Consider the following 16,245-nt stretch of genomic DNA (forward strand, 5'->3'; position numbering starts at 1 on the left):
CGCCGCTGCGGTTTATTCCTCTGCCTTAAAGGTGAGGACAGCCATCATCAGTTTTGCTTGCAGCCGTTCCCGAATGTCGTGGTCTACGCCAAAATAGACGTTCCCGCGCTCGTCGTACAGCTTCCGCATGGAGAGGCGGGCTATGTAGCCGCTGAAATGCTGCAAGACAATCTTCATGGCGTCCGGGTCGCCCTTTGTCGCTGCCACAATGACAGGATAAGGAACAAGGGCATTTTCCGGGTAGCCGGGTTCGTTACCATTCGTCCCATTCATCAGCATTTTCCTCCAGATATTTTCTTAATTTCTCAAAAGAGCTTGTCCGCCTGTACTGTATCGTGCTTCTCGACGTGTTGAACAGCTCCGCAATCTCGGTATCGTTCATTCCCTCGAAGTAATACAGCAATATGGCTTTGCGCTTTTCTTCCGGCAAAGTACGGATTGCTTCAAGAAGCAGCTTTGGCGTGATTTTCTTCCCGGCTTTCTCAAAGACGGTTTCGGCGGCTTCACGTTTGAAATATTCATCAAACGTATGAAGCTGCCGCGCTTCGTCTAAGGTCATGTCGGAAAAGGTCACTTCCTTTGCCTTGTGTCTGCGAAGTTCTCTATGGGTGTCGCAAGCTTCATTGTGCAATACCGTATTACAAAACTTCTGAAAAGCACACTGTTTGTAAAACTCCCTGCTATTAGGTTCCACATTCTCACCTCCTTTCTCGTTGGAAAGTTGGTGGTGCTTCCCCCCTTTTCGCGGGGCAATACGGCGTTTTTCAAAAACGCCGAAGATTTTTTGAAATTTCTTCAAAAATTTTTTGAACGTACAAAATGCGCCCGTCCGAAAAGCCCGGACGGGCGCATAGGCATTGTAAGCAGTATCCAGATGATTAGACAGTTCATATATATAAGCGTAGTTTCCCCCGGTGGTGGGCGGGCTTTTTTTGATAAGTCAATAACTGTCGGATTTTGTCGATATGCTTTTTGCTTCATGGCGGCTACCTCCTTTAGCCGCCGATTTCAACAGTGATACCGCGTCATTTCATTAGAAGATAAAAAGAAACGGCGGCTTTGATTTTTCAAAGCTGCTGCGGAAATCAAAGAACGACAAGCAACAGTTCTGATTTTGCTCCAATATGGTTATTAGGGGCACAAATTAAAATCAAAAAAGAGCCGATAACAGCAGTATTTCAAACTGCATATTATCGGCTCTGCGTCTGTGCGTCTGGCTCTTTTAATTAAATTATTTCTGTTGTTTTTTGGCTTTATTATATGTATTAGCTAACTGTCCACAAGCTGCTTTAATCTCTCTACCATGAGAAACTCTCATGGTAACTTCAAGTCCTGTTTGCTCTAATTGATGTTTGAACGCAACCATTTCTTGTTTTTGTGGTGCTCTAATTTTTGAATTACTCGTCGGGTTGTATTGCAGCACGTTAATCATAACATTTTTGCCCTTAAACCATTTTGCAAGTTGCCTTATATCTGAGGAACGGTCATTTATACCTGGTAAAAGCAAATACGCAAATACCACTTTTCGATTATGCCTTTGAGAATAGGACAATGCTTGCTTAACAACATCTTCAATAGCGTACATGTGCATATGAGGAATGATACAGTTTCTCGCAGCCTGTGTTGCTGCATGTAAAGATATTGTCAACTGAATTTTTAGATGTTCTTCGCGCAATTTTTTTAATTGATTAACTGGACCAACTGTTGATACGGTAATGCCGTCGGTTGGAAAGTTAAGTCCATTTCTATCTCGAAGAATATGGATTGCTGCAATCAAGTTGTCGTAATTGAATAAAGGTTCTCCCATTCCCATAAAAACGATACGATTTACTTTTTGACGTATCAATACAACCTGCTGCACAATTTCAGACGGTGTTAGATTACGAACAAAACCATTGCGTCCGGACTCACAAAAAATACAGCCAACAGAACAACCAACTTGCGTACTTACGCAAACAGTCCCACCATCTCGCCGTTTAATAAAAACCGTTTCAATATACCTGTTATCTTTCAATTCATAAACATACTTTTCAGTATCGCTACTTTTATAGACTTTTTTTGTTGATATTGATAGATTTTCTTTGTGAAATGGCTGTTTATACAATTCCGTATATAAGGCTCTTGCTTTATCCTCTCCAATTACTTCCGACATTTCTTTGTAAGTAAATCCGTATGGGTCATTCAATATTTCCGTAGGTGTACTTTTAGGTAAGTGTTTCATTTAAATATCCTTCCTTTTCAAAATTAAAAAGTTTGTTTTTCAGAGTTTTTGATTATGATTTCTAGTTTTTCAACATCAACGATATGCGTTAATTTACATTTAGGGCAGAAAAGAGGAAAATTTCTTAATACCGTATTATAAAATACTTGAACCCTCGTCTTTCCGTTACAAATTGGACATTTTATCCAATATTTTTCAAGCATAATATTTCTCCTTTTGCGCAAAAAAATGCAGGTCAATTCTCAACATGAGCATTGACCTGCATTTATACATATAATACTACAACAAAATTAAGGCATAGTTTTTATACTATGTCTATACGTCGTTAGTTTTGTTGTATAGCATACGCAAAATAAGCATGACAAAAAAGCCCATATTGAAAATGGGAAAAATCTTTTTTGATTTCAATGCTTATCGAATACGCATGCTATGTAACATAAACATTCCCCCCCTTTTATATAATATTATATACAAAAGCAGCTTGTTGTCAACATATATATATATGAATTATTTTGGCTAACTGATAGAACTACGTAGACATATCCAAGAAGAAAGGGGAACAGTAAAATGTAATAGGGTGAATAACTATGGCAAAAAGACCAGTACCACGATACGACTTTAAGGCTTTTGGGGCAGCGATAAAGGCAGCGCGTGAGGGATGCAAGGAGAGCCGCAAGAAAGTAGGCGACGAAATGTTTATCTCGCCGCGCTACCTTGCGAACATTGAGAACAAGGGGCAGCACCCAAGTTTACAGATATTCTTTGAGCTGATACAGCGTTACCATATATCCGTAGACCAATTCCTTTTAGAAACGCCGCCGGAGAAGAACACGCAGCGGCGGCAGCTTGACGCGCTTCTTGACGGTATGAGCGATACAGGCATACGGATTGTAACCGCAACGGCAAAGGAGATTTCCGAAGTCGAAAAAGAGGGCGAATAGGAATGTCCGACTTAAAACTGAACAGGATTTAGAAAGCGTTGTAATCTTTTTTGAGGTTGCAGCGTTTTTCTTTTGCGTAAGTTTGGCAAAATCGCTTTTTCTCCGTAGTAGGTGATAAGAGCCTAAAGGATAAAAACATTCGTAGCAAGCATAGGAAGCGGGTACCACTTCCGTATTTTCGCCCTCCCGCGCTGCGGCGCGTCGGTTGAAAATTGCTTGTTGGGAAGTGTCCCAAACCCTCGGAACGGAAAGGAAAGGAGCGAACACATGGACGGACGCAAAAGGACAGTGCAAATCAAATTCAGAGTGACGGAAGCGGAACGGGATTTAATACTGGAAAAAATGAAGCTCGTACCCACCCGGAACATGGCGGCGTATCTGCGGAAGATTGCCATTGACGGGTATATCATTCAGATAGACCACGCCGATATAAAGGCTATGACCGCAGAGATACAGAAAATCGGTGTCAACGTCAACCAGATAGCACGCCGCGTAAACGCGACGGGGAACGCATACCAAGAGGACATAGAGGAAATAAAGGGGGTGCTTGCGGAGATATGGCGGTTACAAAGATTAAGCCTATTAAAAGCACTCTAAGCAAAGCCCTTGACTATATCGAAAACCCGGACAAGACGGACGGGAAAATGCTTGTGTCCTCTTTCGGTTGCTCCTATGAAACGGCAGATATTGAGTTTGAATATACCCTGTCGCAAGCACTCCAAAAGGGGAACAATTTAGCCTTTCATCTGATACAGTCCTTTGAGCCGGGGGAAGTCGATTATCAGAAAGCCCATGAAATCGGAAAGCAGCTTGCCGACGCGGTAACAAAGGGGCAGCATGAGTATGTACTCACGACGCACATTGACAAAGGACACGTCCATAACCATATCATTTTTTGCGCGGTGAACTTTGTAGACCACCATAAATACAATTCCAACAAAAGGAGCTATTACGGCATACGGAACATGAGCGACAAGCTGTGCCGGGAAAATGGCTTGTCCGTTGTCGTCCCCGGCAAGGGCAGCAAGGGAAAGAGCTATGCGGAGTACCAGGCAGAAAAGACGGGTACAAGTTGGAAAGGCAAGCTGAAAACCACTGTTGACGCGCTTATCCCCCAAGTTTCCAGTTTTGAGGAATTGCTAACGCGGTTACAGGCGGCGGGCTATGAGATAAAGCCGGGGAAATATGTATCATGCCGCGCCCCCGGACAGGAACGCTTCACCCGCCTTAAAACCCTCGGCGCAGACTATACAGAGGAAGCCGTAAGGGAACGGATAGCGGGCAGACGGACAAAGGTGGCGAAAGCTCCCAGAGAGCAGCGCGGCGTGTCGCTGCTTATCGACATTGAGAACAGTATCAAGGCAGCGCAGAGTAAGGGCTATGAACAGTGGGCGAAAATCCACAATCTGAAACAGGCAGCTAAAACAATGAATTTCTTGACGGAACATAAGATTGAGCAGTACGCGGATTTAGTCAGCCGGATTGAGGAAATGGCAGCGGAAAGCGGACAGGCGGCAGACGCATTGAAGAACGCCGAAAAGCGGCTTGCGGAAATGGCGGTGCTTATCAAGAATGTTTCCACCTATCAAAAGACAAAGCCTGTCTATGACGCATACCGCAAGGCAAGGAACAGGGAGAAGTACCGCGCCGGACAGGAACAGGCAATTATCCTCCATGAAGCCGCCGTAAGGTCACTGAAAGCGGCGGGCATTGCGAAGCTCCCGAACCTCGCCGCGCTGCAATCGGAGTATGAAGCCCTCCAAGCGCAGAAAGAAGCCCTTTACGCCGACTATGGAAAATTGAAAAAGAAAGTCCGGGAATATGATATTATCAAGCAGAACATTGACAGCATTTTACAGGCAGACAGACAGCCGGAACGGGAAAAGGAAACAGAACGCGGATAAGGATAGCAAAATCCCCGCCGCTGTGCTATGATAGGGCTATCAAAAAGCAGAGGAGCGTTGAGCATGGAAAACCAGAAAATGCCGGAATATGAAACCATACGCGCCGCCGTTGCCGGGGAGAAATGGGCGGTGGAGAAAGTCGTGGATTGCTACAAGGACGAAATCGACAGGCTATCGACGGTAGCGGTCAGACAGCCAGACGGAAGCACGAAACAGGAAATCAACGAAGATATGCGCCAGTCTATCACAAAGAAGCTGATAGAAGCCCTCCCGCAGTTCCCGCTTGAAGAAATGGAAAAGGGAAATGTCAGATAGGCAAAAAAAGAACAGGGCGCGGAAGCCAGTATATGACTTCCGCGCCCTGTCTTTTTATGGGTGCTGTTTTCGTGAATGTTACGCAGTAGAACGCCATTTTCGGGGGTAAAGGTATAAAGTATCGCCTATCCGATTTTCACGCCCGGAAAGCCCTGTAAATCAAGGGATTTTCCGCACCTACTGCGTAACAGGGGTGCGTCTTTTCCTCATGCGCTCGGCAGCTTGTCTGCGGGTGATACGCTTCCGGCAGACGGGGCAGTATTTGACACTGTTAGAGGTTGACGCAAAGAACGCGCCGCACTCGGTACACTTCTTCTTGTCCCCTGTCTGGTAAAGCTCCGCATAGAGTAGCCTGTCGGCGGGAAGCACCGCAGCCCGGAACCACTTGCAGAGAAGCGAATAGGAAATGAGCTGCGGACAAACGCACTCGTCCCCGTCGTCCAGTAAGATACAGTTCCCGTTATCATAATTGCAGCACGTCCGGCGCACAAGGGCGTTGACTTTCCGGCTCTGGGGCGGCGTCAGCCGCTTAACCCCGTTCATACTTCATCAGCGGCGTAAATGGGAAGCTCTGCAAATTCCGCTTCGGTCAAAGCGTCCACTTTGGAAAGGGTGCGCTTTGCAAGCTCCCGCATATCCGCGTCCATGTAGGGCAGCGCGGCGTTGACATTCTCAATCAAAGCCCGCTTGCCGCCCTCGTTGTAAATGCTCAAAAGGTTTGTTTCTTCAACAGTCAGTCTAATCATGCTCATACCTCCATATCGTGATTTTTTGTTTTTGCCGCCGCCTTTTTCGGGGCGGTCTTTGCCTTGTCTGCTTTAAGCTGCGCCCGGATAGAGGGGCGGGGCTTCCTTATCTTCCTGTCCCGGTTCTCCCCCTTGTCAATCAGCGCATACGTCCCATGTCTGCCCTCGATTTTGGAAAAGGCAAGGGTCTTGTAGGGCAGCATGGAGAAAAGGCGGTCAGTGTCCTTTGTGGCTGCAAGCTGCATGAACGCCGGGGAAAGCTCTACCATGAAATGGGTCTTGTTGGGGCTGTTCGGCGTGTCGTGCCGCTTCATTTCCCGTACAATGCGCCGCGCTTCCGTTTCAATCAGCCCGTCCCGCAATGCGGCGATATGCGCCTTGAAATCCCCCGGCGGAAGCTGCTCCCGGCTGCGCCGTTCTTCCTGTAAGAGCGATTGCAGCGCGTCCGGGTCGTTGGGTACGGCTTCAAAGCGTTCAAACTTTCCAAGCTCATAATCGGGATTGCCGTTGAAAAACTGTCCGGCGGGTATCTCCCGTTCCCCATGCTCATAAATCAGCTTCACCGTATCGGCGGGCAGCTCCTTTTCCTTGACGCGCTCATAATGTTTAGCGTAGTCCAGTTCGTACAGATTGCCCTTGATTTTCCCGCGCTCCGTCCCCGTTAGCTCGATTGCATAGGCAAGGACGCGGTCGCTCGTCTGCTCCATGTAGAAACGCCATGTGTTGTGGGGCGCGGTGTCTTTGAGGAAAACGTCGCGCTCCCGGAAGCAATGCGTCCCGGACGGGCGGCAGAACCACAAAAGGGTCTTGTCCTCCTTGCGGGGGCTTGCCGCCGCCTTTGCGATAATCTCCTTGTCAATCTCCAAGTCGCTCTGGTAAAAGCCTGTGTTCTGCTTCATAACCGCATTGAGGGAAGCGAACAAATCCACGTTCTCAAATTTACTCTGTTTCGGCATGGGTCAGCTCCTTTCCAAATCCTGTAATTTCTGCTTTGCGTTTTTCTTCTGCGCCTTTTCCTTGTCAGCCCTAAGCTGCGCCCGGATAGAGGGCTTCTTTTCCGGCTTCGCTTCCTTGCCGCGCTCTTTGTCGGCTTTGACCGCGTTAGCCAGGTCAACAAGGGAAATTGTTTCTCCCGCCTTAACCTTTGCTTCCAGTTCGTCAACGGTAGGGGTGTTGTTGATGATACCGTCAAAGTTGTTGTCGTTCTGCTCTACGGTGTCCTCGATATGCTTCAAGGGGTTTGCCTTTTCCGGCTGCTCTGCGGCAACAGCAAACGCCCGCGTCCCGTTCCCCATAATCAGATACTTTCCGTCGTCCGACTGGTGGTGAAAGCCATATCCGGCGGCTTCTATCTGCTCCCGGCTCATGGCGGTCACATGGAAAGTCCCCCTCGGTGTCTGGATTGTTTCGCCCGTTGTCAGCTCGTCCGGGGTAAGCTGCTTCTGCTCCTGTAAAAACTCCGGCACTTGCCGGAAGCCTACGCTGTCAACGTAATGCGCGGTGTCCTGTCCGTTCTGATGAAGCACTACCACGTCCGAAACGGAAAGGCTGTGTCCCTTAAAATCTTTTGGGTGGTCGATATTGAAGCGGGTATAAATATCTTCAAGGGAAGTTTCCGGCGCAAGGGGCGCGGAATAGACAAGCTCATAGTTCGCTTTATCAACCACATTTCCCGCCGCCTGCAGGCGGTCGTAAGGCTCAAAGCGGAAGTCCCTTGTTTCGTCCCCGCCCTTTATCTGGTAAATGGAAAAGGTGTCCTTGTCCTGTCCGGTGGTCTGCGCCGTTTCCTGTGCCTTTGCGTAAAGCTGCTTTACGTCGCCCTCGGTCAGCTCGCCGCTTTTGAGCTGCCCCATAAGCTCGCGGCATTTCTCCGGCGTTCCCGTATAAAGCACGTCGCCCATTTTCGCCCGCCCGTTCTCCTGTGTCACATAGGCTTGCAAGAGGTGGCTGTTTTCCCGGCTGTCGCTGTAAGGGTTCCGGCGCACTCTGTAAATCGTTTCCGGGGTAAAGGCTTCTTTCGGGGCTGCTTCCGGCTTTTCTTTCCCGGCTGTATCTGCTTTTTTCGGGGCTTCCGGCTGTGGCGCGGCTTCTTGTCCCTCTCTGGTGGGCTGCTCCTGTCCGGCGGTCTGCTCCTTGTCCTGTGCCTTTTGCAGCTCCGCAAAATTCGCGTCTATGGAATTGATAATCTCGGCGGCTGCGCTGCGTATCGTTTCAAGGGAGCTTTTCAGCTCGGACAGCTCCCGCCCGCTGCTCCACCCGGCGACATAGCCGAAAGAATAGTCCGACGTGTCAAGCCCGTAATGTTGGCAGACGGTATAGGCGACGCTTTCCGCTTCGACTTCGCGGGTGCGGCGGTCAACGCGGGGTTGCTCGTCCTTTGGCGCGTTGAGGTCAATGTCGTGCAGCTTCGCATGGGCGATTTCGTGAATGGCGGTCTTTAAGGTCTGTAATTCGCTCATGCCCTCGTTGATAGCAATGCGCTTGTCCTCCAAGTGGTAGTAGCCATGAGAGCCGCCCTCGATATTCTCAAAGGCGATAGGAACGGGGGAAGTCTTTTCAAGGGCTGCGAAAAAGTCCTTATAGCGGTCAACGTCGCCTGTCAGTTCGTCAACGGCAATGTCCGGCAGTTCCTTTCCCTCGGTCTGGGAAACGTCAAAGACGGATACCACCTTGTAGGCGGGTATGGTGATTTCCTTTTCCTCGGTGACGGGCTTTCCGTCCTTGCCGATTATGGGCTTCTGCGTGTGCGGGTCGATTTTCTGCATTTCCTGTTTGATTTTATAGGGCGACGGGGCAATGATTTTAATTCCCTTTTGCCCTCTCATCACATTTCGCTCAAAGTTGTTCTTCCAAGCGGAAAAGCCCGCCAAAAGGGAAGCGTCCGGCTTCTGCATGGCGATAAGGACGGTGTTTCGGAAGCTGTAATTATGGAATTTTGACATGACTTTCAGATATTCCTTGTAACGCTCGCTGTCAAAGAGTTCCGTAATGCCCTGTTCCAGACGGTCGGTAATCTCTTTTAATTTCTCGGCGGGCTTCCCGGCTGTCAGCACGATAGGGATAACCGGGTGCGGCTCCTGTGGCTGCTCTGCGGCGGTTCGGGCGGTCTGCTCTGTGGCGGCTGCGTCCATAAAGGTCTTGTCCTGTCCGCCGCGTTCCGGCTGTGGGAAGCTCATAACGCGGTATTCTTTGGGTATCTCGTTTTCCGTTCCCCGATACCATTCGGTAAAGGTGTTCTGATTGTTATAGATATAGCCCTGTTCGGTAAACTGCCCCTTATCCTTGCTAACTGCGTCCCGCCCGTATTCTTCATACTTGAAATATTTCTTTGCTTCTTCGGGAAGCTCCAGCTCGTCCAGTTCGTCGATAAGATAATAACCGTAATCTTCTTCGCTGCGGACAGTGGGATAGAGCCAGTAACAGTCAAGGTTTTGTGCAAGGTTGATAAGGTCTTTCATGCTTCCGGCATACTCGCCATGTGTAACCGCCGCCGCAAATTTATCCTTGTCCCCGTCACTCTGCATTTCCAGAAGTTTTCCAAAATAATTCAGCTCGTCCATGCTTGCGCTTTGGATAACGGAAAGCGGCAAGTCAAAGGGGCAGTCCTCCGTAGAAGAATACCCGTTGATGAAAAAATCCTGCGGATTGTCTGCGGTAATGCCGACGCTTTCCATAGCCGCATGAAGCTGCTCTGTTGTGGTCGGCATGGGAAGCCACACGCCGCCCGGTTTGCCTGTTTCAAAGCGGCTGCGGCTGTCGATAAGAATTGAAAACTGCTCGTTTATGGTTTCACGCTCCTTTCTCTGTTCGGTGTCCTGTGGCGGCTCTGCTGTGGTGGGGGCTGCTTTTTCAGCGGTAGGCTGCGCCCGTTCCTCGCCCTCGATAGCATAGCCCGGTAAAAGCTGCCCGTTTACTTTGAAATGCTCTGCATACTCTGGCGGGATAGGCGGCGATACCTCGGTGAATAAATGCTGATAGGCTTTGATACGCCCATTCAGATATTTTTCCATAGCTGCCTTGTCTGCAAAGACTTTCCTTTCCTGTCCGGCGATTTTTGCCTGTCCGTAATTGTGGGGGCTGTTGGTGTAAATACTCCATGAAAGCGTCCACGAATAGGGAATGGATTTCTCTTTTTCCCTGTCATACCGGGTATTCTCGGATATGTGGTAGCGCATTTGGTAGACGCGGTTGCTGATGTGCTTCCCGTAGTCCGTAGCTTCCCACTGGTTCGCGGTATGCGTAGCTTCGGGTGTCCTCACATACTCAATGGCTTTGTCAATGGCAAGGGTCTTTCCCGCCTGTTCGTCCCATGTCGCCGCCTGTTCTTGCAAGGCTTCAAAAGCTGCCTGTTCAGCCGCCGCGTATTCTTCCCGCAATGCCTGTAACTGTTCTAAGGGCAGGGCGGTAAGCCCGGAAAGGTCAGCGGTCTGTTCCTCAAAATAAATATTTCGCTCTATCCGCATACTGTCAGCCGGGTCTAACTTGTCACGCTCAAACATGGAGTAACCTTTTTTCTTTTCCATTCATTCGCTCCTTTCTGAAATGGCGGCGCACCGCCGCGCTTTTGGGGTTCGCCCCGTACTACGGTGGGCTGTGCGTTATGCCAACAATTTTTTCATTTTTTTAGAGGGTTTGGGAAACTTCCCAACAAGCAAAATCCCCGTCCGGCGCGTCAGCGGCAGGACAGGGATTTACGGAAGTGGGTACCCGCTTCCTATGCTTGCTATTCAAGTTTTTAGTTCTTCTGTACTTCGATACGGTAGTTGACGTATTTCCTGCCAGTGTCAGCCAGAACGATAGTTCCGTCATAGGTCTTGCCTGTTTTCGGGGAATAGAGCTTCTTCACATTCACTTTGCCGGATTTAAGGAGCGCGGCGGCAATCTTCGCGGAAAAAGCGGTCTTGCGTTCCTCGAAAAAGCGGTCATTCTTCCACATGACAAAGGCACATTCTTTGTTGCTGCAATAATAGTTTTTCTTCCCCTCATGGACGGGGGAACCGCAACGGGGGCATTTGCCGACAGAGGGCTTTTCCTCCCGGAACAAATCCTTTTTCCCGTCCAGTGCTGCGGCGTGTGTCTGCACAAGCTCCCGCGCCATAGCTTCAATGCCGGACAGAAATTCGCCGGGGTCTGCGGCTCCCTTTGCTATCTGCGTCAGATTGTTTTCCCATTCTGCGGTAAGCTGCGGGGAAGTGAGCATATCCGGCAAGACTGATATAAGGGCGGCTCCGTTCTGCGTGGGGATAAGCTGCTTCCCCTTGCGCTCTGCAAAGCCGCCCTTTACCAGTTTTTCAATGACGGCGGCGCGGGTGGCGGGAGTGCCAAGCCCCCGGCGTTCCGCGTCCGGGTCGGTGTCCCCGTTCCCGGCTCGCTCCATAGCAGAGAGAAGCGACGCTTCGCTGTGGGGCTTCGGCGGCGTTGTGGTATGCTCCGTTACTTTTGCGGCGGGGTTAGGAAAGTTCTGTCCCTCGGAAAGCTCCGGCAGCGTCACGCCCTCATTTTCCCCGTCCTCTGCTTCGGGCTTATCTTTCAGCGTCGCCCGGTATCTGCGTTCAAGCTCTTTCCAACCCTCCGCAAGTACGGTCTTTCCCCTTGCGGTGAAGTCTGTCCCGGCGCATGAGAAAACCGCCGTAACCGCTTCATAAATATGCGGCTCGGCGGTGGCAAAAAGCAGACGCGCCCCCGCAAGGGTAAGGATATTCTTCTCGCTTTCCGGCAGCGCGTCCGGGTCAGCCTTTGCAAGCTCCATAGTGGGAATGATTGCGTGGTGGTCTGATACTTTCTTGCTGTCTAATACCTTTGCAATCTCCGGCGTGAAGTCCGCGCCCGCCATAAAGGGGAGCTTTTCGCAAAGCAGCGCGATAATGTCCGCTGCGGTGCCGCCCATGTCGTCAGTAAGAAAGCTGCTGTCCGTCCTCGGATAAGTAAGGAGCCGCTTTTCATAAAGGGATTGTGCAAGGTCAAGGGTCTGCTTTGCGGTGTAACCGAAAATGCGGTTCGTTTCCCGCTGCAAAGAGGTAAGGTCAAAGAGCTTTGGCGGGGCTGCGGTTTTCTTCTCTCTGGTAAGGGAAACGCATACCGCCTTTCCCGCTTCGCAAGCCCCTTTCAGCGCGTCGGCTTCTGCCTTGTCCGAAATCCTTTCGCTTGCCGCGTCCGCGCCGGATAAATCAAGGCGAACATGATAATATTTTTCTTTCTGGAAATGGGAGATAGCCGCGTCCCGGTCGGTGAGCATTTTTAAGGTCGGGGTCTGGACGCGCCCCACGTTCAAGGTCTTTCCATACAGGCAGGAGAAAAGCCGGGTGGCGTTAATGCCGATAAGCCAGTCAGCCTTTGCGCGGCAGAGGGCGGACGCAAAGAGCGCGCCATAGTCCCGCCCGTCTTTGAGGGAAGCAAAGCCCGCCTTAATCGCCCCGTCCTCCATTGAAGAAATCCACAAGCGGCGCATGGGCTTCTTGCAGCCCGCCACTTCGTAGACAAAGCGGAAAATCAATTCACCCTCGCGCCCCGCGTCACACGCATTTACCACTTCGGAAACGTCGGCGCGGTGCATAAGCTCTTTAATGGTTTTGAATTGCTTCCCCTTGTCCGGGTCAACGGCGTACTGCCATTCCTCCGGCAGAATGGGTAAGCTGTCAAAACTCCATTTTTTATATTGCTCCCCGTAGGCGGCAGCTTCCGCAAGCTGTACCAAATGCCCGACGCACCATGAAATGAGGTAGCCGCCGCCCTCGATATACCCGTCCTGTTTCCCCTTAATGCCAAGCGCGGCGGCGATAGTCTGCGCCACGCTCGGCTTTTCTGCAATCACAAGTCTAAATGCCATGAAAAAATCCTCCTTTCAGCGTTCCGGCGCGGTGTGCTTCTTCTCCTGTGCCTGTTTCAGACAATAGCCGATACAGGGGGATTGCGCCTTATAAGGGCAACGCATACACGCCGGGGATTTTGGAACGGGCGGCGCACTGTCACGCCGCCCGGTGGGTCTTTGTACCATCATTTTTTCTAAAGGGTTTTCGGTAAAAAGCGTCATGCTTCCTCGTCCTCCTGTTCTTCATCAGAAAGCCCGTCCCCCTCGTCCTCGTCGTAATCGTCAAAATCGAAATCTTCAAGGTCGGTGTCGCCCTTGACGTTCTGCTTTGGCTTCATAAACTTAAAATAATAGAACGCGCCCCCGCCGCCAAGAAGTGCCACGACAAGGAAAAGCACAAGCCCGCCTGTATTGCCTTTCTCTTTGGGCTGCTCTGTTGGTTTCTCGGTTTCCGGCTCCGCTTCCTTGCCGCTGCAAGCGGTCATGTTGTCCTTGCAGACAGGGCAGCTCACATTTACCTTTCCGGCTTCGCATTTATCGGTGCAACTGCAAACGGCGGGCGGGGCTGCTTCGGTGCTTCCGTCCTCCATGAGTGCCATAAGGTCGGCTTCGTCCACTTGATTAAGGAAATGTACGGTGTCCTCGCCCTCGTCGTCCCGGTCGATAAGGATATAAAAGTAATTGCCGTTTTTGGTCGTCACTGTGATAAGCTGCTTGTTGCCGCCGAAATCGTCTACAAGGGTCGCGTTCCCGTCCGGGGTAAGGGGTTCTTCCTTTTCGGGTTCCTCATAGACAACGCCGCTGTCGTCGGTCGCGTCCTGTCCCTCCGGGGTCTGTGCAAAGGCGGTGACGGAAAAGCCGCCCGTCAGCATGAGGGCGGCGCAGAGTGCGGTCAAGGTTCTAAGGATTTTCTTATTCATTCTCGGTGTCCTCCATTTCTTCGGTGTCGTGGTCTGCGGGTTCTGCGGGGTAGCCCGGCGCGGCTTCCATGCCCGGAATACCGCCGCCGGAAAGCATAGCGGAAAGCTCATGCGGGGAAAGGCGCATGGAGCGCACAAGCTGTACGATTTGCAGGTTTTCCGCTTCGGTTTTCTGCGCTTCAAGCCCCCTTAATCTGTTCTGGTACTCGGTGATTTTCTCGCGGGTCTTTGCAATCTCTTTGTCGATACGTTCAATTTTGTTCATAGCCATCAATAAATTTCTCCTTTCTTTGCTCAAAAATATGTTAATTCCAGTTCATCAGCCCATAGCCTTTGATACAGGAGTAATTGACGGGGTAGCTCTTTATCTTGCAGGCGTCGCCGGAATTGCCCTCGACGGTATAGACGCGCTCCCCGTCCGTTCCGATAACAAGCCCCACATGGTCTGCGCTCCCGTCCCCGTCCCAGTCGAAAAAGATAGCGTCGCCGGGGGCGATATTCTCATAGCCCCTCGCGCCCCATTGCCCGCGTGACTGGAACCAGGGTACGCCCTGTGACTGGCACCCGGCAAAGCGCGGCTCGCTCTTTCCGGCTTGATTGTAGCACCATGAAACGAAACAGGCGCACCATTCCACGCGGCTGTTAAATCCGTACCAGCTCCAAAAGGGTCGCCCGCCCACGTTGCCGACTTGCCGCTTCGCAAGGTCTACAACGGCGGTGTTGCCGGGGCGTGTGCCGTTTACAAGCTGTACGCCGCTTAAATCCTCGGACGCGCCCATATCGGGGGAGCCGCCGCCGAAAATCAGCGGTTTGTTTCCGCTTGTTTCCAGATAGACGCGGTACATTTCAAGCTGCTGTGGCGTTAGAAGTTCCTCCGCAATCTCGGAAATGGGCTTGTTCGTCAGCTTCACGTTGAGGATATGGTACTCGTAGGGTACTTCCTCGGTGGTCGTTTCCCCTGTTTCCGGGTCTGTGCTTGTTTCTGTGCGGTAGCGGATTTCCGTTTCTTCTGTCAGCGTCAAAGTGTACTGCATGGCAAAGACGCGATTTAGCTCTGCCTGTGCGCTCTGCGGGGTGTAGGTCTGTAAAAGGGCGGTGAGGTAGGACGCTAACTCATGGGGGTTATGCCCGATACTGTCAAGGTCATAGCGGTATTCGTCATAGCCGGGGTGGGTGCTTTCGATATTGTCAATCTGCTGCTGAAGCTCGTTTTCCTTTGCGGCGTAATTGTTCTCCGTCGCCACAAGGTCGCTGTCCTCCGACGTGTAGGAAGTCCCAAGTATGCCGTTCATCAAGCCGGAGAACATGGAACCGCAAGAGGAAAGCCCCGCCGATACCATGATGAATAAGAGCAGCGCGGCAACGGCGATACATACGCCCGCCGGGTGCCGCCCTACAAAAGCGATTGCCCGTTTGGTTTCCTCGGCGGTTTTCTTTGCCGCTTTCCTTGTATTCTCCGCTGCCTTTTTTGCTGTGGCTGCGCCCCCTTTTTTCGCTGCCTTTGCATACTGCCGCTTGATTTGCTGCTTCTGCATGAAGCGGGAAAGGGGATTGCTCGCAATCTGCGGATTGTCATGTAAGGCTTTGTGGTACTGGAAATCCACATTTGCCTTGAACGCCGCTTTCTCTGCCTTTGCCGCCGCCCGGTAGGGTTTCAGCTTGTGGCTGCGGTAGCCCTCCTTGACTTTCCTCGCCCCGTACTTTGCGCCGCGCTCTGCCAGTTCTTCGGATTTGTGCGCCCCCTCAACGCCGGAATTGTCCTTTTCAACGGAATGTATCTTGTTGTGGACGAAAATACCCGCTTCCTGTGCGGGGCGGGATAGCGGGTTATTGTGGGGCTTATTCTTTCCTATGGGCTTTTCCCGTTCCTCAAAGCGTAGGCGGGTCTTGCCTTTCCCGGTAGCTTCGTCAAAGGTGCGCTCCCGTACAAGTTTCTTTTCTTTGGGGATAGCCGCCTTTGCCGCGTCCAGACGGTCGGCTGCTTTGTCCGATTTTCGGATATACTTTTCAAGCTCCGGCGTTGCCCGTTCCTCGTCGGTAAACTGCAAGCGGGAAGATTTTTCTTTTGCTGTGGCTTCTGCCTGTGCTTTCCTCGCCGCCTTTTTGCTCGCCTTTCTGGTACGCGCCCCGTCGATACGCTCCAAGACGCGCTCGGCTGCGGCGGTGTCCTGTTCCCGTTCTGCCCCCGGCGCATGGGGAAGTGGCGGCGTGTCGGTTAAGGGCGGGGAAGTTGCGCCGCCCGGTAGGGGCTGCGCTGCCTGTTCCGGCGGCTGCGGTGCTTCGGTCTTTGCAAAGTCCGCGTCCCTTATCCGCTTGCTGATACGTTTCTTTTTCCCGGTGGCGGCGTTTACCTCGACAGCCCCCTCGCGGGTCATTTTCTGCGTGACTTT

The 16,245-nt window shown here is 51.3% G+C and carries 18 protein-coding genes; 4 read left to right on the top strand and 14 right to left on the bottom strand.

The window, feature by feature from the left end:
- Positions 1-12: 12 nt before the first annotated feature.
- The 5 genes from BLP57_RS01385 to BLP57_RS01405 form a co-directional block, all read right to left on the bottom strand.
- Positions 13-273: a helix-turn-helix domain-containing protein gene (locus tag BLP57_RS01385; RefSeq protein ID WP_002569189.1), complete on the bottom strand. Its 261-nt coding sequence runs from the start codon at positions 271-273 to the stop codon at positions 13-15.
- Positions 254-694 (bottom strand): RNA polymerase sigma factor, encoded by a 441-nt coding sequence (locus BLP57_RS01390; protein ID WP_002569188.1) that lies wholly within the window; start codon positions 692-694, stop codon positions 254-256. The genes BLP57_RS01385 and BLP57_RS01390 overlap by 20 nt, the downstream gene beginning before the upstream one ends.
- Before the next feature lie 101 nt (positions 695-795).
- The gene (locus BLP57_RS01395; RefSeq protein ID WP_009243795.1) at positions 796-981 is read right to left on the bottom strand and encodes a hypothetical protein; all 186 of its coding nucleotides are present in this window, start codon (positions 979-981) and stop codon (positions 796-798) included.
- 250 nt (positions 982-1,231) lie between these two features.
- Positions 1,232-2,221, bottom strand: a complete 990-nt coding sequence (rlmN, locus tag BLP57_RS01400; protein WP_002569187.1) for a 23S rRNA (adenine(2503)-C(2))-methyltransferase RlmN — start codon at positions 2,219-2,221, stop codon at positions 1,232-1,234.
- Positions 2,222-2,244: 23 nt separating this feature from the next.
- Entirely contained in the window at positions 2,245-2,424 is a 180-nt protein-coding gene (locus BLP57_RS01405) for a cysteine-rich KTR domain-containing protein (protein ID WP_002588768.1), read from the bottom strand.
- A 384-nt stretch (positions 2,425-2,808) separates the two neighbouring features.
- Between BLP57_RS01405 and BLP57_RS01410 the strand changes: the two genes are divergently transcribed.
- The 4 genes from BLP57_RS01410 to BLP57_RS01425 all read left to right on the top strand — a co-directional run bounded on the left by BLP57_RS01410 (position 2,809) and on the right by BLP57_RS01425 (position 5,381).
- A complete protein-coding gene (locus BLP57_RS01410) occupies positions 2,809-3,162 on the top strand; it encodes a helix-turn-helix transcriptional regulator (RefSeq protein WP_002569186.1) in 354 nt (117 codons plus the stop codon).
- A 267-nt stretch (positions 3,163-3,429) separates the two neighbouring features.
- A complete protein-coding gene (locus tag BLP57_RS01415) occupies positions 3,430-3,759 on the top strand; it encodes a plasmid mobilization protein (protein WP_002569185.1) in 330 nt (109 codons plus the stop codon).
- Positions 3,720-5,066, top strand: coding sequence for a relaxase/mobilization nuclease domain-containing protein (locus tag BLP57_RS01420; protein WP_002569184.1), 1,347 nt, complete (start codon positions 3,720-3,722; stop codon positions 5,064-5,066). Before BLP57_RS01415 ends, BLP57_RS01420 begins: the two co-directional genes overlap by 40 nt.
- Before the next feature lie 63 nt (positions 5,067-5,129).
- A complete protein-coding gene (locus tag BLP57_RS01425) occupies positions 5,130-5,381 on the top strand; it encodes a helix-turn-helix domain-containing protein (protein ID WP_002569183.1) in 252 nt (83 codons plus the stop codon).
- A gap of 177 nt (positions 5,382-5,558) precedes the next feature.
- On the opposite strand, the gene BLP57_RS01430 is transcribed toward BLP57_RS01425, so the two are convergent.
- The 9 genes from BLP57_RS01430 to BLP57_RS01470 all read right to left on the bottom strand — a co-directional run bounded on the left by BLP57_RS01430 (position 5,559) and on the right by BLP57_RS01470 (position 16,230).
- Positions 5,559-5,924, bottom strand: coding sequence for a cysteine-rich VLP domain-containing protein (locus BLP57_RS01430; protein ID WP_002569182.1), 366 nt, complete (start codon positions 5,922-5,924; stop codon positions 5,559-5,561).
- Positions 5,921-6,133, bottom strand: a complete 213-nt coding sequence (locus tag BLP57_RS01435; RefSeq protein ID WP_004607965.1) for a transposon-transfer assisting family protein — start codon at positions 6,131-6,133, stop codon at positions 5,921-5,923. The genes BLP57_RS01430 and BLP57_RS01435 overlap by 4 nt, the downstream gene beginning before the upstream one ends.
- Positions 6,130-7,083, bottom strand: a complete 954-nt coding sequence (locus tag BLP57_RS01440) for a hypothetical protein (RefSeq protein ID WP_002569180.1) — start codon at positions 7,081-7,083, stop codon at positions 6,130-6,132. Before BLP57_RS01440 ends, BLP57_RS01435 begins: the two co-directional genes overlap by 4 nt.
- Positions 7,084-7,086: 3 nt before the next feature.
- Positions 7,087-10,650 (bottom strand): YodL domain-containing protein, encoded by a 3,564-nt coding sequence (locus tag BLP57_RS01445; RefSeq protein WP_092068819.1) that lies wholly within the window; start codon positions 10,648-10,650, stop codon positions 7,087-7,089.
- Positions 10,651-10,862: 212 nt separating this feature from the next.
- Positions 10,863-12,953: a DNA topoisomerase 3 gene (locus tag BLP57_RS01450; RefSeq protein ID WP_092068822.1), complete on the bottom strand. Its 2,091-nt coding sequence runs from the start codon at positions 12,951-12,953 to the stop codon at positions 10,863-10,865.
- A 15-nt stretch (positions 12,954-12,968) separates the two neighbouring features.
- Positions 12,969-13,157, bottom strand: a complete 189-nt coding sequence (locus tag BLP57_RS01455; protein ID WP_002569177.1) for a hypothetical protein — start codon at positions 13,155-13,157, stop codon at positions 12,969-12,971.
- Positions 13,154-13,855 (bottom strand): DUF4366 domain-containing protein, encoded by a 702-nt coding sequence (locus BLP57_RS01460; RefSeq protein WP_002569176.1) that lies wholly within the window; start codon positions 13,853-13,855, stop codon positions 13,154-13,156. Before BLP57_RS01460 ends, BLP57_RS01455 begins: the two co-directional genes overlap by 4 nt.
- Positions 13,848-14,126 carry a DUF4315 family protein gene (locus tag BLP57_RS01465; protein ID WP_002569175.1) on the bottom strand — a complete coding sequence of 93 codons (279 nt, stop codon included), beginning with the start codon at positions 14,124-14,126 and terminating at the stop codon, positions 13,848-13,850. Before BLP57_RS01465 ends, BLP57_RS01460 begins: the two co-directional genes overlap by 8 nt.
- Before the next feature lie 34 nt (positions 14,127-14,160).
- Positions 14,161-16,230, bottom strand: a complete 2,070-nt coding sequence (locus tag BLP57_RS01470) for a C40 family peptidase (protein WP_002585096.1) — start codon at positions 16,228-16,230, stop codon at positions 14,161-14,163.
- Positions 16,231-16,245: the final 15 nt, after the last annotated feature.

It is taken from the genome of Blautia sp. SF-50 (assembly GCF_900101315.1).
In the GTDB taxonomy this organism is placed as follows: Bacteria; Bacillota; Clostridia; order Lachnospirales; family Lachnospiraceae; genus Blautia_A; species Blautia_A fusiformis.

Coding starts and splice junctions, on each gene's coding strand:
- BLP57_RS01385 (WP_002569189.1), bottom strand. CDS start 273: ATGAATGGGACGAATGGTAACGAACCCGGCTACCCGGAAAATGCCCTT.
- BLP57_RS01395 (WP_009243795.1), bottom strand. CDS start 981: ATGAAGCAAAAAGCATATCGACAAAATCCGACAGTTATTGACTTATCA.
- rlmN (WP_002569187.1), bottom strand. CDS start 2,221: ATGAAACACTTACCTAAAAGTACACCTACGGAAATATTGAATGACCCA.
- BLP57_RS01405 (WP_002588768.1), bottom strand. CDS start 2,424: ATGCTTGAAAAATATTGGATAAAATGTCCAATTTGTAACGGAAAGACG.
- BLP57_RS01410 (WP_002569186.1), top strand. CDS start 2,809: ATGGCAAAAAGACCAGTACCACGATACGACTTTAAGGCTTTTGGGGCA.
- BLP57_RS01415 (WP_002569185.1), top strand. CDS start 3,430: ATGGACGGACGCAAAAGGACAGTGCAAATCAAATTCAGAGTGACGGAA.
- BLP57_RS01420 (WP_002569184.1), top strand. CDS start 3,720: ATGGCGGTTACAAAGATTAAGCCTATTAAAAGCACTCTAAGCAAAGCC.
- BLP57_RS01425 (WP_002569183.1), top strand. CDS start 5,130: ATGGAAAACCAGAAAATGCCGGAATATGAAACCATACGCGCCGCCGTT.
- BLP57_RS01430 (WP_002569182.1), bottom strand. CDS start 5,924: ATGAACGGGGTTAAGCGGCTGACGCCGCCCCAGAGCCGGAAAGTCAAC.
- BLP57_RS01435 (WP_004607965.1), bottom strand. CDS start 6,133: ATGAGCATGATTAGACTGACTGTTGAAGAAACAAACCTTTTGAGCATT.
- BLP57_RS01440 (WP_002569180.1), bottom strand. CDS start 7,083: ATGCCGAAACAGAGTAAATTTGAGAACGTGGATTTGTTCGCTTCCCTC.
- BLP57_RS01445 (WP_092068819.1), bottom strand. CDS start 10,650: ATGGAAAAGAAAAAAGGTTACTCCATGTTTGAGCGTGACAAGTTAGAC.
- BLP57_RS01450 (WP_092068822.1), bottom strand. CDS start 12,953: ATGGCATTTAGACTTGTGATTGCAGAAAAGCCGAGCGTGGCGCAGACT.
- BLP57_RS01455 (WP_002569177.1), bottom strand. CDS start 13,157: ATGACGCTTTTTACCGAAAACCCTTTAGAAAAAATGATGGTACAAAGA.
- BLP57_RS01460 (WP_002569176.1), bottom strand. CDS start 13,855: ATGAATAAGAAAATCCTTAGAACCTTGACCGCACTCTGCGCCGCCCTC.
- BLP57_RS01465 (WP_002569175.1), bottom strand. CDS start 14,126: ATGGCTATGAACAAAATTGAACGTATCGACAAAGAGATTGCAAAGACC.
- BLP57_RS01470 (WP_002585096.1), bottom strand. CDS start 16,230: ATGACCCGCGAGGGGGCTGTCGAGGTAAACGCCGCCACCGGGAAAAAG.